Here is a 26,940-nt window from a genome sequence, read left to right as displayed (position 1 = left end):
CATGAAAAAAAGGAAAGCGCTAGCACTATGGTTAGCCGCGATATTCATGGTTTCCGTGATCGCGGGCTGCTCCGGCGGCGGCGACGCCGGCAGTGAGAATGGATCGGCGAGCGGGGAGAACGGCGGAGGGGACAAGCTGCCGGTACGGTATTTGCTTCCGGGCTCTGCGCCGCAGGATTTGGATGCGGCGGTCCAAGCGATCAACGAGAAGCTGGAGGCCGACGGTCTGAACCTTACCTACGAACCGACGTACATCGCGTGGGACGTATGGGATCAGAAGACCAACCTCATGATGTCGACGGGCGAGGAATTCGAGCTGATTGCCATCATGCACGATACCAAAGGACCGACGGTGCTTGCGGGCAGCGGCGGTATCATTCCGATCGACGATCTGCTGGACCAGTATGGCACCGAGCTGAAAGCTTCCATGCCGGACTGGATCTGGGAGTCGTCGAAAATCAACGGCAAGATCACGTACGTGCCGAACTTCTGGGCGGATACCGCTTATAACGATGGCATGTTCACGATCCGTACCGATCTGCTCGAGAAAAATGGCCTGAAGCCGCCGACATCGCCGGAAGAGCTGCTCAATGCAGCCGAGACGCTGCAGAAGAACTGGCCGCAGGACAACAAGAACGTATATATCAAAATGCTGGAGGAGCCAGCCTACTTCCTGCATACGACCTACGACACCTATCCGTTCACCGTGGCCGACAACATGATTTACATCGACCAGCAGGGGAACGTGAAGTCCTGGTTCGAAACCGAGGAGTTCAAAAAAGACGTGAAGTTCATGAACGAGGCTTACAAACGCGGTCTGATCATGAGCGATCTGCTTACGACGCCAACGGAGGTTATTAACCAGGAGGAGCTGGCAGGACGTTATCTCTACCGTCCGGGCGATGTCGGCTTGAGCGACGCCATTCTTCAGACGTTCCCGGATGCGAAGCTGGATATTTATTATTTGGCCGACCAGCCGAAATTCAGATCCTACGCGATCCGGAATTCCAACGGGATCTCGGCCACGTCTCCGCACCCGGAGGCCGGCGTTCAATTCTTGAACTGGGTATACAGCAGCCAGGAGAACATGGATCTCGTCCAAAGCGGCGTGAAGGATGTGCATTGGAAGGATACCGGCAAGAATACCAAGGACTATCTGGCCAAGAACGAGAACGGGTCCCCGGCCTATGAGCTTCCATACTGGCTGCTCGGCCACGTTGAAATGAACCGTTATCCGACGAATACGGACCCAGCGCGTCTGGAGCGCCGCACAACGGTATCGGAGGACGCCGTGAACAGCATCACGATCGGCTTCACCTTCGATCCGACCAACGTTGCTTCGCAGTACGCCAACTGCATCGCCGAGCTGAAGACCAGCGTTTATCCGGTCATGCACGGGGTCGTGAAATACGAGGACGCCTATGATAAAATGCTGGCCGCAATGAAGTCCGCCGGTCTCGATGAGGTCGTTGACGAATACAAACGGCAATTCGATGAGTGGAGAGCCGGTCAGTCGTAAGTTCAGGCACACGAACACTAGAAATCAAGGAACAGGGCAATCCTTTACCCGGTTTTATAACCGGGGAGGGGTTGCTTTTTTTCGTGCGTCGTCATGGAGCGCTCCGCGAGGAGTACAGAGCGAACTTCAGGGAGATTCCAAGGGGATTCGAAAGTGATCCACGTTACCGTTTAGGACTTCAATTCTCCGATATTGGCCAAAATCAAAGTTTTCTCTCAAAAGTAAAGTGTTCAAGACAGGGATTCCCGGGCTAGAGTAAAGGTCATAAGACGCCTTGAGACTGTTCAAAGAGTTAGGAGCGAAAGTCTTTATTAAGGCTGGCCGCACGGCAAGAGCCGTGCAGAATAAGGAGGACGTAGTTCATGACCAAGCAAACACAAGCCATCCGGGAAGGCTGGCAATGGTTTACGGAAAGCCGGTACGGCATGTTTATTCATTTCGGGCCTTATGCCCAATACGGGCGCGGCGAGCAGGTTCTGTTCCGGGAGCATTTGGACCAGGCCGAATACGCGCGGAAGGCCTGCGAGTGGAATCCGGAGTTCTTTGACGCCGAGCTTTGGGCGTACACCGCGCGCAAGGCGGGGATGAGATATGCCTGCTTAACGACGCGGCATCATGACGGGTATTGCCTGTGGGATACGGCCACGACGGATTATTCCAGCGCGAAGCAGGCGCCCGGCCGGGATCTGGTGCGCGAATTTACCGATGCGTTCCGAGCCCAGGGGCTTCGGGTCGGCTTATATTATTCCTGGATCGATTGGCGGATCCCGGCTTACTTCGACGGACCGGAGAAGGATCCCGAGGGCTGGGAGACGATGAAGCAGTATTTGCATGCCCAAGTGGAAGAGCTGGTCACGAAATACGGGCGCATCGATCATTTCTTTTTTGACGGGGTATGGCCGCGAACCGCGGAGGACCTGGACAGCATCAAGCTGGTGGAACGGATGAAGTCGATTCAGCCGGACATCCTGGTCAACAACCGCCTTGGGCTGTCCGAGGAAGAGAAGCTGCATGCGGACGGCGGCGGCGGCTCGGGCGATTCCGAGGTGCTGGGCGACTTCGGCTCGCCGGAGCATGTCATCGTCCCGGATCAGAAGCGGCTGTGGGAATCCAGCCAGGTCACCACGTGGAGGCTGTGGGGGTACACGAACGGCGAACGATGGCGTCCGGCCGACGTTCTGCTCGACATGCTGTGCGAGTGCGCGGAAAAAGGGGGGACCGTGGGCGGCAATCTGCTGCTTAACGTCGGACCGCAGCCCGACGGACAGCTTCCGCCGGCCTTCGTGGAGCGGGCGCTGAAGATCGGGGAGTGGCTGGACGTTCACGGCGAGGCCATCTACGGATCTGACGGCGGGAACCTCACGGAGTTCATCACCTACGGGCGGCAGACGATGAAAGACAACAAGCTGTATCTCATCATCCGCTTCTGGGATGGGAGGCCGGTGCTGAGGCTGGCGGATCTGGTGACGCCGGTATCGCGGGTGACGCTGCTGACAACGGGGCAGGAGCTGTCGTTCCGACAGGAAGGCGACGTACTGTGGATCGAAGGGCTGCCGCGGGAACGTCCGACCGAGCTGTTCCCGGTCATCCGCATCGAATGCGAGGAGCGGCCGCAGACCAATGAATGGGGAGTGAACCGCCTCTGGACCGGCGACCCTTCCCGGATCGCCGACTGGGCGCGAACGCGCGGAACATCCGTATACGTCGACGGCCAGCCGCGGATGAGAAAGGAGTAAGTCGATGAGAACGCTGGTATTTTACGACGAGCATTTTCCTTACGAAGGCGAACGTCCGTCTGCAGAGGCATTGGAGGGATTGCGGGAATGGGCGGTGGTCGCTGGTTCCGCGGACGTGGCTGAGCGGCTGACGGAAGGCGGCTGGGACGCGCTGGTTCATCTGCACGGACCGTACTTTCCGAAAGCGGCTTGGGCGGCCATCGAAGCCCACCTGACGGCCGGCGGCGGTCTGGTTCATGCCGGGGGCGTGCCTTTCCGCAGGCCGGTTCGAGAGCTGAACGGAAGCTGGCATGCCGAACGCGAGCAGCTGGCTTATCATCAGCGAATGGATATCCATGATGCGCTGGCGGTGGACGTATCGCGCGTCCGGGAGCTGAAGGCCTCCGCCGAATACCCGATCCTGCAGGGGCGAGAGGAGCTGTTCGGCATGGAGCCGACCTGGGGCTTGACGCTGCACCCGACCAAAGCGAGCGACATCCCGGCCGAGATGGGGGCATGCGGTCCGATGGACGCCGTCATCTCGCCGCTGCTGATCGGCGTGGACCGTGATCGACGCGAGCGGTCCGCTCCGGTCGTCATGCTGGAGCAGCATAAGGGCGATTACGCCGGGGGCCGCTGGATTCTGATCAACCAGCAGCTGAGGGCATCGTTCTGGGAGACGAAAGGGATGGACGTCCTGAAGGATCTGGCCGAATACGCGGGAACAGGCGTGACGGAGCTGTGGCTGAAGCCGAACTATGCCTCCTACGAGCCGGACGAGCAGATGCGGTTGACGATCCAGCTGCAGTCGTTGTCCCGGACGTCCGCCCCGGCGCAGACCTGGCATTTTGATGTGAGTCTTATCAAGGAAGACGACGGCGAGACCGTCTGGACCGGACACGAGAAGTCGGAAGCCGGCATGGAACAGCGGGATCTGCAGCAGCTTCGCTTGTCCGTACCCGTACGGCTGGAAGCAGGCTTGTACCGGATCGTTTGCGAAGCCGAGTCCGATTCCGGGGAGCGCCGCACCCTGACCCAGGCGGTATGGGGCGTCGACCGTCCGCTGCTGCAGGCAGGAGAGCGGCTGGAATGCGGGCGCGATTACTTCCGCCGCGGCGGGCGGACAGTTCCGATCGTTGGCATGACGTACATGACCTCCGACGTCGCGCGCAAATTCCTCCATCTGCCGAACGTGCAGCGTTGGGATGCGGATATGGCGGAGATGAAGCGGGCGGGGATCAACCTGATCCGGACGGGCATATGGACAGGATACCGGATGATCATGTTTGCCGACGGCCATGCGGCCGAGGACGTCATGCGGGCGATCGATGCCTTTGTCCTGACGGCCAAGCGGCATGAGCTGGAAGTGACGTTCACCTTCTTCTCGTTTGCGCCCGAAGCCTGGGAAGGCGTGAACCCCTATCTGGACCCGAGATCGGTGGAGGCGCAAAAGCGCTTCGTCGCCTCCATCGTCGGACGTCACAGGGGCACAACCAACGTGCATTGGGACCTGATCAACGAGCCTTCGCTGTTCGATCCGAAGCGAATCTTCGAGGGGCCGGTATCGATAGGGGACCGGTTCGAGCGGCAGGCCTGGTCGGAGTGGCTGCGGCAGCGCCACGGGGATGATCTGGCGCTTCTTCAGGAGCGCTGGAACATGACGCCGGGCGAGCTGCCTTCATTCGAGTCGGCGCCTGCGCCGAGTCCGGACGACAAGCTGTTCAACAGCGTTCTGCAGCCGAAGAAGTGGGGACCGTGGATCGATTTCACGCTGTTCACCATGGACATGCATAATCGGTGGGCGTCCGAGCTCATCGGCACCATTCGCCGCTCCGATCCCCGCCAGCTGGTAACGGTCGGGCAGGATGAGGGCATCTGCTCCCAGCGTCCGTCGCCTTCGTTCTATGGCCCCGCGGTCGATTACACGACGGTCCACTCCTGGTGGCAGAACGATCACCTGGCCTGGGACGGCATATTTACGAAAACGCCGGACAAGCCGAATCTGATCCAGGAGACCGGCATCATGCACGTGCAGCGTCCGGACGGCATCGCCAAGCGGACGGAGGAAGAGCTTCGCAGCATCCTGGAGCGGAAGTACGCGTATTCGTTTTCGACCGGGGGCGCGGGTGCCGTGCAGTGGATTTGGAATATTAACTACTTCATGGATAATGCCAACGAATCCAACATCGGGGCGCTTCGGGCGGATGGAACGCAGAAGCCCGAGGCCGATGTGTCCTATGACTTCGGCCGCTTCATGAAGGAAGCAGCCGGCCTCTTCGACGATGAACGGCAGCTGGAGGATATCGCCGTCGTTTACCCGTATTCGAATGATTTTTCCAGCCGCAAGCTGGCTTACGAAGCGACGACGAGGGCCATGCGCGCGTTGACGTTCGGCATGAACGTCCATCCGCGGGGCATCGGCGAATATCAGCTGGGGGACCTGAAGCGCTATCCGGCTAAGCTGATCATCGTACCGAGCGCGCATAATTTCGACGATGGCGCGTTTGCTCAGCTCCTCGACTTGGCAAGGGAAGGGAGCACGGTCTTGTGGACCGGCCCGCTTCGCACCGATGCGTATTGGGGACCGGCACCGCATCGTCTGCGGCAGGAGATCGGCGAAACCGTCCATGCCAACGTTCTTCGGGAAGAAACGCTGGAGCTGGCGGGAGAGCATTTCGCCGTTTCGTTCGGCGAGCGGAAGATTAACGCGCTGGCGGTAGATCGTCCGGCGGGCCGGTTGGATGGGACGCTGGCACCCGTCACGGTGACCTTGGGCTCGGGACGGTTCATCTGGTGCCCGCTCCCGGTCGAGATGAACGAGCGCTGGGAGCCGATCCAGGCGCTGTACGCGGAAGCTATCCGCTCCGCAGCCGTTTCGCCTGAGCTGGAATGGCCGAAGGGAGGCGAGCTCCCGGGTATTTACGGCCGCAAGCTGACGTTCGGGCAAGGAAGCTTGTACGTCTTCGTCTCCGAGCATGGGGCAAGCGCAGAGGTCGAGGTAAAGGACCCGGCAACCGGAAAGGTCTACGCCTTCGAATTGGAACGGGAGCGGACCGTGATGTTCACGACCGATGCCGGGGGACAAGTGCAGACGGTTTACCGGCCGGAGGAGGTTCGCATCCGGCAGAGCCAACCATCTTGAGGCGTGCTCGCCCATGAAAAGGTTGGGAGAGGGTTCTAGCCGTTGATCTGGTTTGTCCAGATGCGGTGCAGCCATTCTGCAGGATACGCATAGTTGGAGGTTCTTCGGCCGATCGGATCGTGCCGGAGAGCCTTTTTCTTCCACCGGGAATTTCGGCAGGGCTGCTGTGATCAATAAGATCGAATTTAACAGGAAAAAGAAGGGGTGTGCGCCATGGACTACAAGGACGCTGCATGGCCGGTTTCGCGGCGGGTCGAGGACTTGCTGAAGCGGATGACGGTCGAGGAGAAAATCGGGCAGCTGATCCAGCCGTTCGGCTGGAAAACTTACATAAGGAACGACGACGGCACGATCAAGCTAACCGAGGAGTTCAAGTCGCAGCTTGCGGAGGGAGGAATCGGTTCCTTGTATGGCACGCTGCGGGCCGATCCCTGGACCGGGGTGACGCTCGCTAACGGATTGTCCCCGCGGGAAGGTGCGGAAGCGGTCAATGCGATTCAGCGTTATGCGATGGAGCACTCGAGGCTGGGTATTCCGATTCTGTTCGGGGAAGAATGCTCCCATGGACATATGGCGATCGGGGCGACGGTGTTCCCCGTACCGCTCACGATCGGCAGCACCTGGAACACGGAGCTGTTCCGCAGCATAAGCCGCGCCGTTGCCGCCGAGACAAGAGCTCAGGGGGGAGCGGCCACCTATTCGCCGGTGCTGGACGTGGTACGGGATCCCCGCTGGGGGCGTACCGAAGAAACCTTCGGCGAGGACCCCCATTTGGTGGCCGAATTCGCGGTTGCCGCCGTGCAGGGACTGCAAGGCGAGCGCCTGGATTCGCATACCAGCCTGCTGGCCACGCTGAAGCATTTCGCAGGCTACGGCGCTTCCGAAGGAGGACGCAATGGGGCACCCGTTCATATGGGCCTTCGGGAGCTTCACGAGGTCGATCTGCTCCCGTTCCGCAAGGCCGTTGAAGCGGGTGCCTTGTCGATCATGACGGCCTATAATGAAATCGACGGAGTCCCTTGCACGTCCAGCCGGTACCTGCTGCAAGACGTTCTTCGCGAGGCGTGGGGCTTTGGCGGCTTCGTCATTACCGATTGCGGCGCGATCCATATGTTGGCATGCGGTCACAATACGGCCGGATCGGGCGTGGAGGCGGCAGCCCAGTCGCTGAAGGCCGGTGTCGACATGGAGATGTCCGGGACCATGTTCCGGGCCCATCTTCACCAAGCGCTGGAGCAAGGGCTGATCACTGAAGAGGATCTGAATAGGGCAGCCGGACGCGTGTTGGAGCTGAAGTTTCGCCTGGGACTCTTTGATCGGCCTTATGTGGATCCAGCCTGGGCAGAGCAGGTCATAGGCTGCAAGGAGCATATCGCTCTGGCCTACCAGGCTGCGGCTGAAGGCATCGTGCTCCTGAAAAACGAAGGGGACCTGCTGCCTCTGGATTCGAGCAGCGGAACCATTGCGGTCATTGGCCCCAACGCCCATGCGCCGTACCATCAGCTTGGCGATTATACGTCCCCCCAGCCGCCGGGGCAGATCGTAACGGTGCTGGACGGCATCCGCCGACGGCTGGGAGACAGCCGCGTGCTGTATGCGCCGGGCTGCCGCATACAAGGCGACTCAAGGGAGGGGTTTGCTCGGGCGCTGGCATGCGCCGAGCAAGCCGACGTCATCGTGATGGTGCTTGGCGGCTCCAGCGCACGGGATTTCGGGGAGGGCACCATCGATCTGAGAACCGGTGCCTCGGTCGTAACCGGGGATGCAAAGAGCGATATGGAATGCGGGGAAGGGATTGACCGCTCGACCCTGACGCTGATGGGCGTGCAGCTGGAGCTGCTGCAGGAGCTCCAGAAGCTCGGCAAGCCGGTGATCGTCGTTTATATCAATGGACGGCCGATTACGGAGCCGTGGATCGACGAGTTTATTCCGGCGATCATCGAAGCTTGGTATCCCGGTCAGGAGGGAGGCGGTGCCATTGCGGACATGCTGTTTGGCGATATCAACCCGTCCGGTCGTCTGCCGCTGTCCATTCCGAAGGAGGTTGGCCAGCTGCCGATTTCTTACAATGCCAGAAGGACACGGGGCAAGCGTTACCTGGAGACGGATCTTGCGCCGCGGTATCCGTTCGGCTTCGGCTTAAGCTATACGGAATTCCGTTACGGCCGTCTGACGGTCGAGCCGACCGTTGTTCCCATAGGCGGCGAAGCCAGGGTCCGGATCGACGTGACCAACGCGGGAGCACGGGACGGCGCGGAAGTGGTTCAGCTGTACGTATCGGATCTGGCCGCCTCCGTTACCCGTCCCGAGAAGGCCTTGAAAGGGTTCCGAAAGGTGTTTCTGAAGGCCGGGGAAACGCAAGAAATAACGTTCACCATCGGCAGCGAGCAGTTGGAATTGATCGGCCTTGACCTGAAGGCGGTGGTGGAGCCCGGCGAGTTCCGCATTCAGGTCGGTCCCGACTCGACGAGAGGAGAGATCGCAAGCTTGATGGTGGAAGGCTGACCGGTCCTTCCCTCCAAACATAAAGAATCTTTAACGATACTGGTTCAACCCGGCGAAAGCGGATATCCCGAAGTTGTCGGACGTCCTTGCTTTAGCCGGGCTAACCGGTCGTGAACAATCGTGTAAACGTTAAGGTCCGTTTTTATTCTGTTCATCGGTTAGGCGAAGCGATCATGGTAACGAAGTGGAGGCAAGCGATGAAGCTGCTGTGGTTCAAATCGATTTATCCCAAAATCGTGGCCGGCTTTTTGTTGGCCATTATGCCGGTTTACGCCGCTGCCCTGTATATGAACGAGTCCGGGCTTGCGAGCGTTGAGCAGGAAATTACCCAATCTTTGAATGCGAGGACTAATTTTTTCATGCGTACGCTGGAACAGGAGCTGCGATCGACGGTGCTGCTGATGAACGATTTGTCGCAGGACTCCGACCTGCAAAAGCTAAGCACCATCGCGCCCGCCATGAGCCGTTCCGAATATTTTCAGGCGATCAACCGCCTCCAGGGCAAAATGCGGCTGCTGCAAAGCTCCAATCAATACGTTCAGGAGGCCAAAACTTATATTCCGTTGATTGAGAAAACGATTGAGCAGGTGTCGTACGAAGGAGCCATGCCGCCAGAGCAGATGAAGGCGCTTGAGGAGCATCCCGATCGGGTCATTTTCGAATGGAAGAACAAGCTTCTGCTGGGTATGGTATACCCGGAACGATTGCGAAACGGCAATCCGCCTAATTTTGCGATTGCGGCGGAGCTGTCGGTTCCGAAAATGCAAACGGCGCTCCTGCAGCTGGCAACGGGCGACGGGGGCGCCGTTCTCATCGGCGTCGACAACAGCTGGGTCCTGACTCAGGAGGACGGAGGCGGCATCGGTCCCCGGTTGGCCGAACGCATCGACTTGGAAGCGCTAACAAGTACCGAGTTTTCAAAGCTTCCCTACAACACGAAGGTAAAGGCGGATGGGGCCAACTATTGGGTTAGCGTGGAGCGCTCCGCCTTTTTGAATGCCGACCTGGTGGTGTACGTCCCCGAAGCCGAATTTCTGGGTCCGCTCGGGAAATACCGCATGATCTTTTTCGGGCTGTCGGGCTTCTCCCTGCTGGTGGTTATTCTGTTCTCGGGCTGGATCTACAGCCGAATTCATCAGCCGCTTCAGCGGATGGTGAGGGCATTCCGCAACATCGATTTCGACAGTCCCCGGGTGGAGCTGCGCCATAAGCATCATGACGAGTTCCACTATCTGTACGAGCAGTTTAACCATATGGTGAAGCGCCTGCAGGTACTGATCCACGAAGTGTTTGAGCAGAAAATCCGCTCGCAGCGCTCCGAGCTGAAGCAGCTCCAATCCCAGATCAACCCCCATTTTTTATATAACAGCTTCTTTACGCTTCATCAGATGGGAGAGATGCAGGATTACGAAAATATCGTTCGTTTTACGAGGCATTTGGGGGAATATTTCAGGTTCATCACCCGCAACGCTGCCGACGAAGTTTCGTTGAAGGCGGAAGTGGGGCATGCCAAGGCTTACGTGGACATTCAGTCCATCCGTTTCCATAACCGGATATCGGCTTATTGGGATGACATCCCCGGTGATTGGGAGCGACAGGACGTTCCGCTGCTCATCCTGCAGCCTTTAATCGAAAATGCATACGAGCACGGACTTGAGGAGAAGGAGGCGGACGGGCAAATCCGGGTTGCCATGGCCGCTGAGCGGCATGTCCTGCATATCATCGTGGAGGATAACGGGGAGACGTTGACGGACGAAAAGCTGCGGAACCTGCAATCCATGACCGCGAATTCGGACGTGAAAGGAGAGATCACCGGTTTATCCAACGTGCACCGACGCCTTCGATTAAAATTCGGGCCTGCTGGCGGATTGACCTTTTCGAGAAGCCGGTTGGGCGGTTTGAGAATCGATATGACACTGCCAAAGCAAGAAAGGAGCGAGATGGATGAAGAGCAGGTACAGAATACTGATCGTGGATGACGAACCTTTTATCGTGAACGGGCTTGCGGAATTATGCCTTGGCGCGGAATTTCTCGAGCTGGAGGTGTATAAGGCTTATTCCTCTTCGGAAGCCTTGGGCTGGCTTAAACGGGCGAAAATGGACATCGTTTTGTCGGATATCAAAATGCCGGGGTTAAACGGCCTTGCCCTGCAAAAGGAAATATCCAGGCAGTGGCCCCATTGCAAAGTGATTTTTTTGACCGGATACGACGACTTTTCTTATATCCAGGAGGCCACCCGGCAAGGAAGCGTGGATTATGTTCTCAAGGCCGAGGGAAACGATGCCGTGCTGAGCGCGATCGAGAAGACCGTAGAGCTGCTTGACCAGGAGATAGAAGCGGACATTCTGCTTGCCAAAGCGAGGGACAATATGCGCATGGCGCTGCCGTTTTTACAGCAGCAGTACGTTCTGGAGCTGATGCAAAAAGCACCTGGTCCTATTCGGCGGGAGGAACTGGAGCAGCGCTTTGCGGAGCTGGAGATGAAGCTGGATCCCGGCAAGCCTTGCCTGCTGCTGTTATGCAGGCTGGACGGCTGGCAAAGGCAAGAAAGTCCATCGGCCCAATCGCTGATGCTGTACGCGGTCCAGAATATCATCGGCGAGCTGCTCGGACCGATGACCGACGGCATGGCCGTGGAGTTCGGCAGGGCCAAGATGATCTGGATTTTGCAGCACAAAGAGGAGGGGGAGGAGCATCCGGAGGAGGTTCGAGGTCCGGCGGCGGAACGGGTCCAGCGTTTTGTCCACGGGATGCTGGAACAAATTCAGGACGTTTGCAAAACGCTTCTGAAATTGAAGACTTCGTTTGCCATGGCTGGCGAGTGGGTCGATTGGGAACGGCTGCCGGACAAATTCGAAGGACTGAAGCAGCTGCTGGACAGCGGCCTCGGGATCGGCCACGAATCTTTGTTGACCGAAGCCGGTGAGCGCAACCGCCCGGATCGTATGGGGCATTTTCTGGGGCGCTCTCGCTCGCATCTGAAGCGGATGGAGCTGCTGCGCGGCTGTCTAGACAATGGGGACCGGGAGGAATTCATGCAGCTGCTCCATGAGGTGACCGATACCTCTTCCTTCCCGCCGGAGGTTGATTATTTGCTGAAAATGGAGGTATATTACGGCCTGGTGTCCGTGATGATGCCGTCCCTGGTGGATATGGAAGCTCTCTGCCGGAACGTGGAAGGGGAAGGGGCGGTGGATTATATCACATTGACTCATTTGGAGGAGCATGATTCGTGGACGGAGGCGGCCGAATATTTCGAAAGGCTGGCGGACATCATCTTCAACCGGAAAGAGCAGGGGAAGCAGGATCAGCAGCATGAGGTGATTGCCAAAGTTCAACGGTATATCGAGGATCACTTAAGCGGCGACCTGTCCTTGACGCAAATCGGGGAGGCCGTGGGACACAACCCTTCGTATTTGTCCAGATTGTACAAACAAGTGACCGGCGAGGGCCTGTCCGAGTCGATTAATGCGGCACGGCTGGCCAAAGCGAAGCAGCTGCTGAAGGAGACGACGGACAAAATCCATGTCATCGCCGCTGCGGTGGGTTTCAGTTCTCCGCCGTATTTTTACCGCTTTTTCAAAAAAACGACCCATTTGACGCCGCAGGAATACAGAGAACTGCACAACATGTAAAGAGAAGATATCAAAGTAAAGAGCTTGGAGTAGATAGCTCTTTTTTTGTTCCCTTATACTCTAAACAAACATCGAATTCAAGGAGGTCGCAAACATGAAGAGAAATAAGATCTTGTCCGTATTGTGTATCAGTATGCTGGCTTTCGTGTTTATTTTAAGCGCTTGCAGCAAAGGGGAAGAAGGCGGAGGCAGCGCGGCGGGTTCATCCACCGATAGCGAAGCCTCGGCCTTGGAGCCGGGCGATCCGTTCGGCAAGTATGATCCCCCCATTCAGCTGGATGCCGTCCGGTTTGTGGGAGAAGAAGTGAAGTTCCCGTCCGGACAGGATATTAAGAACAACGTGTGGACCGACCTTTATAAGGAAATGGGCATCAACCTCAACTATAAATGGGTGGTGACGGGTCAGGAGCAGTATGAATCCAAAATGAATATCGCGATTGCTTCCAATGACCTCCCGGATATCATGCAGGTGACGCCGGAGCAGCTGCGCCAGCTTGCGGACGCCGGGCAATTGGCGGACTTGGCGCCCGCTTTCGAGAATTACGCCAGCGATGACCTGAAGAAGGTCATGGAGATCGAGAAAAACGCGCTCCCTTCCGCGACGTTTGACGGCAAGCTGTTGGCGATCCCGTCCACTCAGCCGGTCATCGGCGGCTCGGCTCCGCTGCTGTGGGTCCGGGAGGATTGGATGGAGAAGCTGAATCTGCCTGAACCGAACACGATGGATGACCTTGTAGCCATTGCGGAGGCGTTTGCCAAGCAGGATCCGGACGGTAACGGCAAGGCGGATACCTACGGACTTGCGCTGACCAAGGATATCGGATTGAACAGCTCTTCGGTAGGTTTCTTTAACGGCTTCGGCGGTTTCCCGCAAATTTGGATCGAAGACGCTGAGGGGCAATTGCAGTTCGGCAGCATTCAGCCGGAGATGAAGGAAGCGCTGGCCAAGCTGCAGGACATGTTCAAGAACAAGCTGATTGACCCGGAATTCGGCGTGAAGGATACCGTCAAGGTCTTTGAATCCGTGACCACCCACAAAATCGGCATGCTGATCGGACCAAGCTGGTATCCGGCATGGCCTTTCTGGGACATGGTGAAAGAGGATGAATCGGTGAAATGGAAGTCCTACCCGATCCCGTCTTTGGAGGGCGGTCCGGCGACGGTGCAGATGCCTTTTGCCGTCTCTCAATATTACGTGGTCAAAAAGGGGTACGAGCATCCCGAGGTCATCGTCAAGCTGGCTAACCAGTACTATGAGAAGCTGTACAGCGACAATGCGGAATTCGACAAGTACGGCCAAATCATTGAAGACGGCGTATCCATAGGGGTCAACAAATATTCGCTGGTTGAGGTCGTCAATCCGAACAAAGACCTGATCCGGCAGGAGGAGCTGGCCAAGGCGCTGGAATCCGAAAGCGACGCGGACATCACCAGCGCCGAAACGAAGATCATGTTCAAGGAGTTCCAGGAATATCTCGCAGGCAACAATCCGATGGGCTGGTCCGGCTATGCCGCCAACGGTCCGGAAGGCTCCATGAAACAGCTTCGCGATTTGAACGATGCGGGCAAAGTCATCTCGAACGGTTATGTAGGCGCGCCGACCGAGACCATGGCCGACAAAAAAGCGACGCTCGACCGGCTGGAGCAGGAAACGTTCATCAAAATCATTTTGGGCGAGGCAAGCATCGACGCCTTTGATGAGTTCGTGGCCAATTGGAAGAAGCTCGGCGGCGACAAGATTACCGAAGAAGTTAATGCATGGAAGGCCGCCAGATAAGGAGTTCGGCTAACGGGAACAGGGGAGGGAGGTTTCTGACACCCGCCCCTGTTCTCTTTTCACCACCTGCTGAAGGCGAATGGGATATACATTGACAGACAGGAGGATCGCCATGTTAAGCAAAAAGTTTCGGCGGCAGTGGCCGCTTCATCTGATGATCTTGCCCGGCATCGTCATCGTGCTGATCTACAGCTATTGGCCGATGATCGGCATTGCCATGGCCTTTCAGAAATTCGTTCCGTTCAAAGGCCTTTTCGGCTCGGATTGGATCGGGCTGGACAATTTCCGTTATGTGTTCGATCTGCCGGAAACCGGCCAAATCATTTGGAATACGGTGTTTATCGCCTTCATGAAAATCATCGGGGGATTGGTCGTGCCGATCCTGGTTTCGCTGCTGCTGAATGAGCTGAGGAACGAGCTGATCAAACGCGGCGTGCAGACGCTCGTCTATTTGCCGCATTTTTTATCGTGGGTCATCCTCGGCGGAATCTTTATCGATATTTTGTCGCCGACGAACGGGATCGCGAACCAAATTTTGGGCTGGTTTGGCATCGAGCCGATTTTTTTCCTGGGCAGCAACCAATGGTTTCCTTATACCCTCGTCATAACGGACATCTGGAAGGAATTCGGCTTTAGCACCATCGTCTATTTGGCTGCATTAACCTCCATCAATCCTTCCCTGTATGAGGCGGCTACGGTCGATGGCGCAAACCGCTGGAAACAGACCTGGCACATCACGCTTCCCGGCATGATGCCGATCATCATTTTGCTGGCGACCCTCTCGCTCGGGAATGTGCTGAATGCCGGTTTTGACCAGGTGTTCAACTTGTACAGCCCGCAGGTGTATGAGAGCGGGGACATTCTGGATACGTTTATTTACCGGATCGGCATGCAGGGTGCCCAGTATGGAGTGGCCACGGCGATCGGCCTGTTCAAATCCTTGATCTCGTTCGTCTTTATCGTGACGTCCTACGCCCTGGCATCCAAGTTCGCCAATTACAGAATATTTTAGGAAGGAAGGTGTCCCGTATGCATAAACCGTCACTCAGCCGCAAATTTTTTCTTGGCTTCAACTACGCTTTTCTGATCGGTCTGGGGCTGCTCTGCTTTCTTCCCATCGTTCATATTCTGGCGGTTTCTCTCAGCTCCAAAGGCGCGGCGACGGCAGGGATCGTGAAGCTGTGGCCCGTCGATTTTACGCTCAGCTCCTATCAGTACGTATTGAACAAGCCGCAATTTATGGTAGCGATGTGGGTCACCGTGCAGCGCGTCGTTCTCGGGACCGGGATCAGCATGCTGCTGACCCTGCTCATTGCTTATCCACTGTCGAAGGAACCGCGGGATTTTAAATTTCGCACGCAGTATGCCTGGTTCTTCGTGTTCACGACCCTGTTCTCCGGAGGGTTGATACCAAGGTATATGACGATAAGGGATACAGGGCTGATCGATACGATTTGGGCATTGGTCATCCCGGGTGCGGTAGCAGTGTTCAACGTGATTTTGCTGCTCAATTTTTTTCGCGGCCTGCCCAAAGAGCTGGAGGAATCCTGCTTCATTGACGGCGGGAGCTACATCACCAGCCTGTGGAAAATATACGCGCCGCTGTCGCTGCCGGCCATGGCCACCGTTACGCTGTTTACGATCGTCGGCCAATGGAACGAATGGTTTGACGGACTGTTACTCATGAATTCGCCGGAAAAATACCCGTTGTCGAGTTATTTACAGACTGTTATCGTACAGACCAACCTGACGTCGATCAATGCAGACGATGCCGCGGCCCTTTCCGAAGTGTCCAACCGAACGTTTAAAGCTGCGCAAATATTCATCGGCTCCCTGCCGATTCTGCTGCTGTATCCCTTCCTCCAGCGTTTCTTCGTAAAAGGCATCGTGCTGGGCAGCGTGAAAGAGTAGTCCCGAATATGCTTTATATTTTGTTTGATCCCCGTGCCTGCTTTTTCGTTATATATGGTATAATTTTCTAGTCAGGTGGTAGGTGTTAGGTGCTAGCATCGTAGACTAGACTTACCGATAAAGCGAACAAGAGAGGAGAGAGCAGAATGAACGAAGCGTATCTTCAATTGTACGATTATCACATGTGGGCGAACGAAAGAGTATGGAACCATTTGCAATCCTTGCCGGAAGGCGTGTTTCTCCAGGAAGTGAGTCTGGGCTTCAACTCCATCGCGGAAGTCTTCGGTCACCTTGCAGCTGCGGAGGAAGTTTGGTTTGCCCGGATCAAGGAGGAAAGTCCTCCGTCGCTTGCCGCGAGACCGTTCGCGAATATGGAAGCAGCTTATCAATACATGAGCCAGCTCCAAACCGAGCACCATGAATGTTTAGCGTCGATTGGCGATATGGGGAAGGTTGTGACTTATCACAACACTGCGGGTGAGGCATTTCAGAATTCGATTTCGGAGATTCTCCAGCAGGTCGTAAATCATGGAACCTACCATAGAGGCAATATCACGACCATGCTTCGGCATTTGGGACACAAAGGAATCATAACGGATTATATTGCTTTTTTAAGAGTGTAGCTTAAACGAAACCACACATAGGGGACTTCCTGCTGTCATGATCTCATGAGCCGGGGAGTCCTTTTGCTATTTTTACCAAACGGAAATGAGGATGTAAAATAGAATAAGAATGCCAGGTTAACAAGAAGGATGATCGGGATTCGTTTTTGGTAGAGAATATTTATAAATATCGTTGGTATAGAGCTTCCTGCGGCTCTCTTATATGATGTAAGGAATGCCCTCATAGTTATAGAAATAGAAATTCATAGGATCCATAGAGCGACGCGGGTGAAGCGCTGACACATTCGAGGAAAACCAAAACACGAAGCCATATACTACCTATAATCAGAAGGTGATTCATATGAAAAAGATTCGGAGAACCAAAATCGTTGAAGGTACTTCCATACCGGGAATAATCCGTAACGGAGGTCAGTACTTTTATATTGGCGTAGATATCTATGAAGACGGCATGATCAATTGCTGGGAGCTGGTTGACCTCGCAGGGCTAAAAAACAAGATCGATTCGAACTGGCTGACGCCTGTCGTTCCGCTTGGCGAAAATCTGTCGATCCATGGACTGGGTGCGTTCCAGGTCCAGGAAGCGAACTGGAGATTCCATCCAGAGAGCTATTATGAACATATCAAGCAGACCATTCGTGTGATGAATCCGGAATTCGTGAATATCTATGAAGTTTCAGAGCGTGAGCAGAAGCAATGGGAGACCAGAAGAGTGGCCCACTCCCCTCGTCCCATCGATTTTTATGTGAAGGATGAAATGTTCTATCAAACGGTGGAGGGCGACGGTTTCCACATGTTTATGAAATATGAGGGTGCGAATTATTTGGTTTATTTGAATGTGTATCAGGACGGTCAAGTCTTGGTCCACGACCTCCCCCTGGACGTCCGTTGCCATCTTAATGAGCTAAACGAATGGTTTCAGGACGGGACGCTATTCACGACATTCGATGGCGCGCTGCCTCTTAGCATAGCGGGACTTGGCGAGGTTACGCTGTCCGAACCGTTGTATGCGGCGGACACGGAGGAGAAGTTCAAGGAGCTTATCGACATTCACAGGAAATTGAACGGGGAGAAATCCGCGCATGAAGAATGCAGGGACGCTTATTATTTATATCTAGAAAATCCCACCGAGTTTTACAGGGAACATTTAAGAGAGAAGTATGAACGGGTGCCCGAGCATGAGCGGATATACTTGGGTGATATGGATTCTAAAGATTGGGACTACCAAAGAATCCTCTATCGGCCGGATGAGAAGCGGGAAGTGTAAGAGATATATCCTATTTGCTAGGTTGATGGGAAATAAAATACTTTTGATAAAGTGAGGTCATTCCAATGTATAGTTCGTATGGAGCGCTGTGTACGGAAGTGTATGATCTGAGCAAACCGTTAGGTTTCTCGTTTGGCGACGTGGAATATTATGCGGAGCGCCTGAAAGACGTTAAGGGCAAGGTGCTGGAAGTTGGATGTGGATCGGGCCGGGTATTAATCCCGCTGCTCCAAGCAGGCATCAACATCGAAGGCGTGGATAATTCGGCTGCGATGCTGGATTCCTGCAAAAGAAGATTAGCGGAATTGAGCCTTGAGGCTAAGCTGTTTGAAGACGAGATGCATAACTTTTCGTTGGCGGATGCCTATGACGCCATTATCATTCCAGCAGGATCCTTTCAGTTAGTGGAGGGACGCGAGCAGGCTGAATCGGCTCTGAAACACTTTGCTTCCCATTTGACGCCTGGGGGCAGGTTGATCGTGGATTTGTATATTCCTACGGATTTAGACGCGAATCACACCTCGACTAGAAGCTGGGAAACTTCCGATAATGAAGTCATCGTTCTGGAGGAAAGACGTACGGAATGCAATCTGCTTGACCAGCGCATCGTGTCGATCCTGAAATATGAAAAATGGAAGGAAGGCCATCTGGTTCAGACCGAGCTGCAACGGTTTCCTCTAAGCTGGTATGGGATGCATGAGTTTGAACTCATGCTGGAGAAGCAAGGATACGAAGAGATTACGAAGTCGGCTGACTATCGCTGGATGAATCAACCTGTTCAGGCGGGTCAGATGATTACATACGAGGCTAGGAAGGCTTCAAGGGGGCGGTAACAGGCTTCAGGGCGTTTATTTATATGAGGTTCCTTGGGTACCTTGCGCGGTGACGAATCCAAATCAATGAGGTGATGGTATGCCGTATGACTCAGACTTAACTGCTTCGGATGTGGAGCGGTTGCTCCCATACCTCGAATATTTCCAAAACCCCGGGTCCGTTTTTTACCATGACGTTAATGGATATCGATGTGAAAGCAAGGAAATCGGAAGTTTTCGTAAAGCGTTGGATGATGTCGGCTTCCTCATGGTATTTAACTGGAGCGAATGGTTAGCGGAGAACGAGGTTTATCGAGATTTAGATAACCCTGCGGGGAGCAGCATTCGCAGCGCCGATCTGGTAACCCTTAGAAAATTGATGACCAGTTATGTTCGCGGTGACCGATTCAATGAAGGGTTATTCCTCAACGTATGCATGAAAGGACATGTTGCGGAAATTTTATTGCGGCTGAGAGAGTTGAAGGGCTCGCTATGATGAACTATTGACATTGAAATTTCAATTCAAATGGTGAAAATAATCGCTCATAAACTTGTCGTCTTTAGGCAAGTTAGAGTTTGGGGGGGACGGCAATGACTACCAATGCGATTTTTCTTGATTTGCCGGATCATATACAACCTGATCACATCATAAAGAAGCTAACGGAATTAGAAGGGATTATGTAGATATTTCAAAGGTGGAGAATGATTAATGCTATAGGGAGAACATTATGCATATAAACTTGGTACCCGTTGATCTAGGAAAAAAAGATATCCTGTTTAATTTGTATCAATTGTATTATTACGATTTTAGTGAGTATACGAATCAAGATTTAAATAAAGATGGAAAGTATGATTTGGATATTAATCTGTTTTGGGAGGGAGATCGAAGGTGGCATCCCTTTTTTATAGAAGTCTCGGGAATATTAGTTGGTTTTACAGTCATCCTACATGAAAATATGGATACGGACCCCGATCCGACACATGTTATTTATGATTTTATGATTATTAAGAAATTTAGAAGAAGAGGAATTGGGCATCAAGCAGCAATCAAAGCACTTAATATGTATAAAGCAAATTGGAAGATTGCCCAGATGCAAGTTAACACGCCTGCAATATCGTTTTGGAGAAAGGTAGTAAAACAATATACAAAAGACAATTATACTGAAGTAGTAAGAGAAGATTCAAAGAAATATGTTCAAACATTCTGTACGAAATAATAACAAACTGTGGTGGTTTATTTAGAAATGTTAAAATAGGAACGCTTGTACGTAGATGTGATAAGAGGTAAAATATAACTACAATTGAATCTTGGGTGGGCATGGTTTCCCTTCGAAAGGAGTGAAGCCGTGGAGGTAAAGGATGCATTAACGATTATGTTTCTATTTGGATCGTTCATTCTTGCTCTTTTAACATACATTAACAATAACAACAAGAAAAAATAAAAACCCACCCAAAGGTTACGCGCCGAAGGTGGGTTTTTCATTCCTAATGACTTAGAAGGGAATAGACCATCCAAGCCAATTGTACTGACCAAGTGTTGCTGCACTTGGTCTTAATTACATTTATAATACCATAAAATAAATTATGTATCAAAGCTCTAGAAAAATCTGATGAAACGTAGATAATGAGATGTATGCGTCACGGGAAAGTTCTCTCATCTCATATCCCAATTAAATCTTATCATACTTTTTTAGCGGAACCGTTGTTATTGTATAAGGATGTCGTTACAACAGGATTAGTAGAAACAAATATTGAAGACTAGCTGCATACTCAACCTTAAGGAGCTGGAAGGACATGATACAATCCATTGTTCATATCGCGTTAGTCGTGAAGGACTATGACGAGGCCATTGCATTTTATACCGAGAAGCTGAATTTTACTTTGATCGAAGATACATATCAGCCCGAACAAGACAAACGCTGGGTGGTTGTTGCTCCTCCCGGGTCGGTTGGCACGACGATATTGCTTGCCAAAGCATCCAAGCCGGAACAAGAGCCGTTTATAGGCAACCAATCGGGCGGCCGAGTGTTTCTATTCCTGAATACCGATGACTTCTGGAGAGATTATCGCGAAATGGTGTCGCGGGGAATCGAGTTTGTAAGAGAGCCGAAAGAGCAGGATTACGGCATGGTAGCGGTATTCAAGGATTTGTACGGGAACCTGTGGGATTTGCTGGAGCTGAAAGAAGATCATCCATTAATGAAACGTTTGAAGTAATCGATACATCGATCGTTTATTGAAGAAACTATAAGGAGGAGGCAACAGATGTCCACTATTCTCAATGTGATTGTCATTGCAGCGCATCCAGATGAACCCGAAATCTATGCAGGAGCGATCTCCGCAGCCTACGCAGAGATGGGCCATCGGGTGAAGTTCGTTACGTTAACCGATGGATGCTGCGGTCATCATGAAATGAGCGGGCAGGACCTGGTCGACCGTCGTATACGGGAAGCCCATGAGGCTGCCCGGCATCTTGGGGTTCTGGAATATGTCGTTCTGCCCATACCCGATGGCGAATTGATGCCGACACCGGAAGTACGCAAGGAAGTGATCCGTCAAATCCGCGGCTGGGAGGCGGATATCGTCATCACGTTCCATCCGGAGGGTCCCGGCCATGTGGATAACCGAAATGCCGGGAAGGTCGTGCGGGATGCCGCAGATTTTGTGGCGAATGTACCTAATGCCGTGCCCGAAGTACCGTCATTAAAAAAATCCCCGATATACCTGCTGATGCCGGATTATGCGGCACGGGCGTCATATCAACCGGATATTGTCATCGATGCCGGAGACGTCATCGAGAAGAAATTGCTTGCCTGCGATGCCCATGCTTCCCAGTTTTACGAGTTTGCCCCATGGCAGGGTGGTTTCTTGCATGACGTACCGGATACGTGGGAAGAGAAGCGGGATTTTATTCTGAAGTTTTGGAATCGGTTTCTGCGCGTGTCGGACGAAATGCTGCCTACGCTTGCCAAGCTGTATGGTCAAGAGTATGCAGCCGGCGTACAATATGCCGAGCCTTTCGAAATTGCGGATTATGGCCGAAGACCGAATGACGCTGAAATGAAGGTATTGTTCCCGATGCTAACAGGTACTCGCGTGTAATCGATTCTCGGTTAAGCAATAAAAGAGCGGATTTCCTCTTCAGGGAAATCCGCTTTCTTTTATGACCCCTCCAAATAGGCTTACACCTTCTCTATTGGTAATTCTGTGACGGGACAGAACCCGGGATTCGTCGAATTTAAAAGCTCGGCAAATGGCGGCTGGAGCTTGGCAAGCTCCGCATAATAGCTGCTGATTACATGATTGCCGCTAACCGACCCATTCTGGAAGGTCAATGGCCAGTGAGTATGGACGTGACTGTAATAGTATTTCTTTTCCCGTTTCGGCAGTTTGTAGATACTGGGCGGTGCATGAGTGACGACATCGAACAGGTTGGCTATACGAAAGCTGCTTCGAACATATTTGGCAAAGGCCTTGGCAAAATCGGGATCCCCTACGCGCGGTGATCCATAAGTGAAAACATGGGGGGATTGGTGCGCCGTGTTCGCAGCAACATCCACGGCGCACAAGGTGGCAAGTGCCCCTCCGAGACTGTGGCCTGTAATGAACAAGGTCTTATCGACAGGCAATCTTTTAAGCGCCGACATGATCTGCCCGCGGGCGGAAGCGTAGATGCTGGTGAAGCCGCGGTGCGTGAGGGCGGGATCTTTGATGTATTTGAAGTTCTTTTGGGAGGCTATGGCATCCGTGATCCAATCCGTGGAAGACATGGTACCCCGAAAGGCGATGATAATCTCCTCCGGCGATTCAAGGATAAACCCGAAGCGTTCCGACACGCGGATTAAGGAATTCGCTTCAATGGTGTCGAACAGCGAAAAGTTTAGCGGAAGGACAAATGAGCCGTCCGTGTTGGTGAATTGTGTATAGGTTTGTCCGCAGATCGCCGCCAGGAAAATGGCCCATTGTTCTTGCTCCGTGCTCGCAACCATGTACATCCCGCCCTTCTGTTCTCCTACACTATATTAGGGAGAGGAAGGAAAGGTGCCTATTGCCCGTTGGTTTGTCAAACGGTTATCAAGCGAAGAGAGTCCGCGGGATTTCCTGACTTCGAAGGTTTGGGAAGAACCAAGTTATATGGTACCATTCTATAGACATGGATTGGTCTTTGGTCTAACCGTGTAAAAGCATTCGAGGTTTCAGATTGTACTTATACGATACATAGAGAGCAGGGTTAAATAGAAATGACGGATAATAATCAACAACGCTTCCGTTTCAGTGAAGCACCCATCTGGGAACTACAGCGGACATATTATGAAGAACTGGGGATGAAGGCGTGGAATAATGACCAGGTCCCGCAGTATATTACGAGCAACCCCATGATTGCTACGGCTTACGCCGAAATGATATTCGGATTCCTTCGAGATCGCGCGGATCGGGGCGATATCATCGAACCCGTGACGATTCTGGAATTGGGCGCCGGAGCCGGGCGCCTCGGCTACCATGTGCTGCACAAGCTGTGCGAGCTGAGAGATGATACGGGGATAGCGCTGCCTCCTTTCCGCTATGTCATGACGGATTTGCCGATGAAAAATGTGACGGCATGGCAACAGCATCCTGCCATGCAATCGTATATTGAGCAGGGACTGCTGGATTTCGGGAGGTTCGATGCCGTGCATGATACGGAATTGAACTTGGTAGTGTCGAAGACCACGATTCGTCCCGGAGACTTGAAGCAGCCGCTGCTGATCGTCGCCAATTATTTTTTTGACGGCATTCCGCAAGAATTGATCTACGTCGGGGAAGGCAAGATTTATGAGAGTGATGTGGTCATCGAATTTCCGGAGCAGCACCATAAGCTCAAGCCCGCTGAAGCGCTGGAACGAATGAAGCTGGCTTACGAGCACCGCCGGGCACCAAGATACGAAGAAGATACTTACCCTTATCGCGATGTGATTGCTCATTACCAGCAAGAGCTGGAGGATTCGCATATCCTGTTTCCGGAGGTGGGCTTAACCTGTTTGGAACGCCTAAATCGGTTATCTACCTCAGGTTTCATGCTCCTCACGGCGGATAAAGGAGATCATCGCATCGATAATTGGAAATTCGCCGAACCGCCGCAATTAATTTACCATGGCAGCTTTTCGCTGACGGCTAATTATCACGCGCTGCAGCATGTGTTCGAACAGAGAGGCGCAGTGGCCATGTTCCCTGCGCAGCATTATAAGAATATTAACGTCGGCTGCATTCTCATGCTGGAAGCACCGGCAAGTTATGCCAATACCCGGCTCGCTTACCGTCAATTCATCGAACGCTTCGGACCGGATGAATTCTTCAGTATGAAGGAATGGGTCGACCGGAATATTGAAAGCATGGGCTTGCAGCAAATTTTGTCCTTCTGGCGATTGGGCGGGTATGACGCTGAGTTCTTCATTCAGAGCGCGAAGCGCATCTCGAATCTGCTGCCGGAGGCCAATGACGAAGAAATGCTGGATATCCGTGCAGGCATATTCAAGATGTGGTCATCGTATTATGTGATGGAGCAGCGTTATGATCTGGCTCTGGATGCGGGACTCGTGCTGTTTGAGATGGATATGTACGAGGAGGCCAAGTTCTTCCTGAAGGAATCCGTGGACACGGATGAAGACGAGCCGGTGCCAACGGTTTTATACTGTTTGGCGATCTGTTGTTACGAGCTTGGCCTGGACGAGGAGGCTATGGAATATACGCGCGAGGCGCTCGTTCTGGAGCCCGATCATGAAGAGGCTTTGGCTTTGCTGAAATGCTTTGAGTAAATGGATTGCGTTTTTTTCATGATCATGAAGGAAGTTAATCCTTCTTCCATATGCAAAAGAACAACACATCAGACCCGGCCTCCCGAGATTCTTACTTGGCCGGGTCTGTTTATTTTGAAACGCTTGATTACCCATTCGTTCAGATGGCTCTGCGCGTTTACGGCTAGTGGAGTATAATGTATAAGGACATCGATTGCAATGATACGGACAGACCAACATATAACGACAGGTGAAAAACAATGAGAATAGCTTTTTTTGATTCAGGTTTAGGCGGTTTAACCGTGTTAACGGCGGCTATGAAAAAGCTGCCCCATGAAGATTTTTTATTTTTGGCGGACACTCTCCATGTGCCCTATGGTACCAAAGCTAAGGAAGACGTGAAAGCTTACATACATCAAGCGATGGGAATCATCATGCAGGAAGAGGTTAAAGCCATCGTCGTTGCGTGCAACACGGCTACAAGCATGGCGATCTCCGATTTAAGGAAGGCTTATCCGATCCCGGTTATCGGGATGGAGCCTGCCGTAAAACCGGCTGTTGAAATTAACCGCGCCAGCGGGAAGCGCATCCTGGTGCTTGCCACGCCGCTGACCCTAAAGGAGTCGAAGTATAAGGATCTGGTCCGGCGAGTCGATAGCATGCATATCGTGGATTCCCTGCCTTTACCGGAGCTGGTCGAGCACTGTGAGGCTTTGAATTTCGACCCCGAGATCATGAACGCTTACTTCACGAAGAAGTTTGAAGCCTTTGATCTGAATGAGTATGGAACGATCGTTTTGGGCTGTACGCACTATCCTTTTTACAAAAGGATTTTGTCGGATCTGCTGCCGGATCATATCCGAATTATCGATGGCAGCGAAGGTACCGTGAACAGACTCATCCAAGTATTAAGCGACCAAGATTTGCTCAGCTCCAACGGGAGTCAGGATGTTAAGCTGCTAAATTCAAGTCAATCCGCGGAGTATACTCAGAAGATGGAGAAAGCGCTCAGCATATACAGGGAGATTGAGGGATAGGGAAACTGGAGCATCGCCCAAGGAGGATGGGATCATGAATCGCTATCTTTCCATTGATCATGAATCGGGTCGGCCGACCGTTGAGTATAAGAAAAGATAAGCAGCGGAGGTGTTATAGTGACGGCGATACCGGAAGACTTCACCTACTTAGAGCCCTGGGAAGACGAGACTTCGGATCGATTCGCGGATGAGTTATATAAGGAAGTTTCGAGCGAGCATATATTGTTCGGAGTACAAGTGAAGACACTAGCAAGAAGATGCGATCGGGATGATTTTTTGTTTTCTCTAATAGAACAACCGGGTACGTATGCGCAGGTGCATTTAACCTGGAAGCATGAAGAGTCGGATGATTGGCCGAAGACCTTGTTGTTCAGCAGCTTCGAAGACTGGGTGAATACATCGATGTTACCCGATAACAGGGACAATCATAAAATGGAAAGGATGGACGCTATCTATGATCAGTTTCATTGTGATTATCTTGATTATCGGCTTGGCCGGGATTATCAGCAATCAATATTCTGCCCTGAGAAGAATGGAGCGCATGCAGCGTTCTCTGGATGAGCTTAATATGAGAATACATGAAATGAAGAATGATGAATCCAAGCGATAACCTATCAAACGGCAGGTGTATGATATGAACCCTTTTAATCAATCAAAAAAAGAAATCAGAACAACGTTTGAGATCGACTTGCTGCACTTTGCCCAAGCGAAAGAACCTACAAAACCGCCTCACCCCTGGACGGCTGAGGTCATCATTCCGGCTTCCGGATGCATTGCTTGCGGTTGGGATGCCGATGAGAATCTGGTTCTGATCAGCAGCTCCGGTTACAGCATGACGCAGGCCATAACCGGAACCGTCATTCACAGAGACCGGGACTCTGACCTAACGGAAAACCATATGAGCGGAGACTACTTAAGTTTTTGTATTCCGCTCAGCGGACAGGACATTTCGATTTTTGGATTTGAGTCGGGGGATGGCATTCACGTAACAAACGATGGCTGGATGCTGGAAGTCATTCACCCTTGGTGGCCAAGGGCTTCCGTTATATTGGACCAGGTGTTCGTCCCTAATTATGAGTATCTGAAGCAAGCCACGATGATTGATTTGAACCGGCTGGACGGAAACATAAAATGTGGTTTTTCACCGTCGGGTAAACATTTCGTTATTTTGGGGTCTGGCGGTGCGCTTTTGTATTCGAGGGAGTAATTGAGATCCATTACCTGACGT

At 53.0% G+C, this 26,940-nt stretch carries 22 protein-coding genes; 21 read left to right on the top strand and 1 reads right to left on the bottom strand.

Features of this window, described 5'->3' with window-relative positions; all coding sequences use genetic code 11:
• Position 1 precedes the first annotated feature (1 nt).
• From M1D70_RS21840 to M1D70_RS21760, 17 genes are all read left to right on the top strand, one after another.
• Positions 2–1,519 (top strand): extracellular solute-binding protein, encoded by a 1,518-nt coding sequence (locus M1D70_RS21840; protein WP_009589842.1) that lies wholly within the window; start codon positions 2–4, stop codon positions 1,517–1,519.
• Between the two features lie 362 nt (positions 1,520–1,881).
• Entirely contained in the window at positions 1,882–3,255 is a 1,374-nt protein-coding gene (locus tag M1D70_RS21835; protein WP_009589805.1) for an alpha-L-fucosidase, read from the top strand.
• A 4-nt stretch (positions 3,256–3,259) separates the two neighbouring features.
• The gene (locus M1D70_RS21830; protein ID WP_456287939.1) at positions 3,260–6,376 is read left to right on the top strand and encodes a glycoside hydrolase; all 3,117 of its coding nucleotides are present in this window, start codon (positions 3,260–3,262) and stop codon (positions 6,374–6,376) included.
• A 213-nt stretch (positions 6,377–6,589) separates the two neighbouring features.
• On the top strand, positions 6,590–8,881 hold the full coding sequence (locus M1D70_RS21825) for a glycoside hydrolase family 3 N-terminal domain-containing protein (RefSeq protein WP_456287938.1): 2,292 nt from the start codon (positions 6,590–6,592) through the stop codon (positions 8,879–8,881).
• 110 nt (positions 8,882–8,991) lie between these two features.
• Positions 8,992–10,860, top strand: coding sequence for a histidine kinase (locus M1D70_RS21820; protein WP_433940820.1), 1,869 nt, complete (start codon positions 8,992–8,994; stop codon positions 10,858–10,860).
• Complete coding sequence (locus tag M1D70_RS21815) at positions 10,826–12,517, top strand: response regulator transcription factor (protein ID WP_456287937.1); 1,692 nt, start codon at positions 10,826–10,828, stop codon at positions 12,515–12,517. The genes M1D70_RS21820 and M1D70_RS21815 overlap by 35 nt, the downstream gene beginning before the upstream one ends.
• Positions 12,518–12,611: 94 nt before the next feature.
• Complete coding sequence (locus M1D70_RS21810) at positions 12,612–14,294, top strand: extracellular solute-binding protein (protein ID WP_456287935.1); 1,683 nt, start codon at positions 12,612–12,614, stop codon at positions 14,292–14,294.
• Positions 14,295–14,406: 112 nt separating this feature from the next.
• Positions 14,407–15,306, top strand: coding sequence for an ABC transporter permease (locus M1D70_RS21805; RefSeq protein ID WP_009589934.1), 900 nt, complete (start codon positions 14,407–14,409; stop codon positions 15,304–15,306).
• A gap of 17 nt (positions 15,307–15,323) precedes the next feature.
• Entirely contained in the window at positions 15,324–16,205 is an 882-nt protein-coding gene (locus M1D70_RS21800) for a carbohydrate ABC transporter permease (protein ID WP_009589917.1), read from the top strand.
• A 146-nt stretch (positions 16,206–16,351) separates the two neighbouring features.
• On the top strand, positions 16,352–16,828 hold the full coding sequence (locus M1D70_RS21795) for a DinB family protein (protein WP_456287934.1): 477 nt from the start codon (positions 16,352–16,354) through the stop codon (positions 16,826–16,828).
• A gap of 340 nt (positions 16,829–17,168) precedes the next feature.
• Positions 17,169–18,092: a DUF7638 domain-containing protein gene (locus M1D70_RS21790; RefSeq protein WP_456287933.1), complete on the top strand. Its 924-nt coding sequence runs from the start codon at positions 17,169–17,171 to the stop codon at positions 18,090–18,092.
• A 65-nt stretch (positions 18,093–18,157) separates the two neighbouring features.
• The gene (locus M1D70_RS21785; RefSeq protein WP_009589977.1) at positions 18,158–18,925 is read left to right on the top strand and encodes a class I SAM-dependent methyltransferase; all 768 of its coding nucleotides are present in this window, start codon (positions 18,158–18,160) and stop codon (positions 18,923–18,925) included.
• Between the two features lie 79 nt (positions 18,926–19,004).
• Positions 19,005–19,400, top strand: coding sequence for a DUF6508 domain-containing protein (locus M1D70_RS21780; RefSeq protein ID WP_456287932.1), 396 nt, complete (start codon positions 19,005–19,007; stop codon positions 19,398–19,400).
• A gap of 244 nt (positions 19,401–19,644) precedes the next feature.
• A complete protein-coding gene (locus M1D70_RS21775; protein WP_456287931.1) occupies positions 19,645–20,121 on the top strand; it encodes a GNAT family N-acetyltransferase in 477 nt (158 codons plus the stop codon).
• Between the two features lie 129 nt (positions 20,122–20,250).
• Positions 20,251–20,346, top strand: a complete 96-nt coding sequence (gene comI / locus M1D70_RS21770; RefSeq protein ID WP_227793437.1) for a competence inhibitor ComI — start codon at positions 20,251–20,253, stop codon at positions 20,344–20,346.
• Between the two features lie 352 nt (positions 20,347–20,698).
• On the top strand, positions 20,699–21,121 hold the full coding sequence (locus tag M1D70_RS21765; RefSeq protein ID WP_009589923.1) for a VOC family protein: 423 nt from the start codon (positions 20,699–20,701) through the stop codon (positions 21,119–21,121).
• Between the two features lie 48 nt (positions 21,122–21,169).
• Entirely contained in the window at positions 21,170–22,006 is an 837-nt protein-coding gene (locus tag M1D70_RS21760; RefSeq protein ID WP_009589862.1) for a PIG-L deacetylase family protein, read from the top strand.
• Between the two features lie 80 nt (positions 22,007–22,086).
• Here M1D70_RS21760 and M1D70_RS21755 read toward each other — a convergent pair whose 3' ends face one another.
• Positions 22,087–22,893 (bottom strand): lipase family protein, encoded by an 807-nt coding sequence (locus M1D70_RS21755; protein WP_456290479.1) that lies wholly within the window; start codon positions 22,891–22,893, stop codon positions 22,087–22,089.
• A 252-nt stretch (positions 22,894–23,145) separates the two neighbouring features.
• Here M1D70_RS21755 and M1D70_RS21750 point away from each other — a divergent pair, with 252 nt between their 5' ends.
• The 4 genes from M1D70_RS21750 to M1D70_RS21735 all read left to right on the top strand — a co-directional run bounded on the left by M1D70_RS21750 (position 23,146) and on the right by M1D70_RS21735 (position 26,919).
• Positions 23,146–24,696, top strand: coding sequence for a tetratricopeptide repeat protein (locus M1D70_RS21750; RefSeq protein ID WP_456287930.1), 1,551 nt, complete (start codon positions 23,146–23,148; stop codon positions 24,694–24,696).
• Between the two features lie 239 nt (positions 24,697–24,935).
• Positions 24,936–25,712, top strand: coding sequence for a glutamate racemase (gene murI / locus M1D70_RS21745; protein WP_456287929.1), 777 nt, complete (start codon positions 24,936–24,938; stop codon positions 25,710–25,712).
• Positions 25,713–26,166: 454 nt separating this feature from the next.
• The gene (locus M1D70_RS21740) at positions 26,167–26,322 is read left to right on the top strand and encodes a hypothetical protein (RefSeq protein WP_433940807.1); all 156 of its coding nucleotides are present in this window, start codon (positions 26,167–26,169) and stop codon (positions 26,320–26,322) included.
• 24 nt (positions 26,323–26,346) lie between these two features.
• Entirely contained in the window at positions 26,347–26,919 is a 573-nt protein-coding gene (locus M1D70_RS21735) for a hypothetical protein (RefSeq protein ID WP_456287928.1), read from the top strand.
• Positions 26,920–26,940: the final 21 nt, after the last annotated feature.

It is taken from the genome of Paenibacillus sp. AK002, assembly GCF_053903045.1.
Note: the sequence above shows the minus strand (reverse complement) of the source record. Positions and strands in the feature narration are given on the sequence as shown.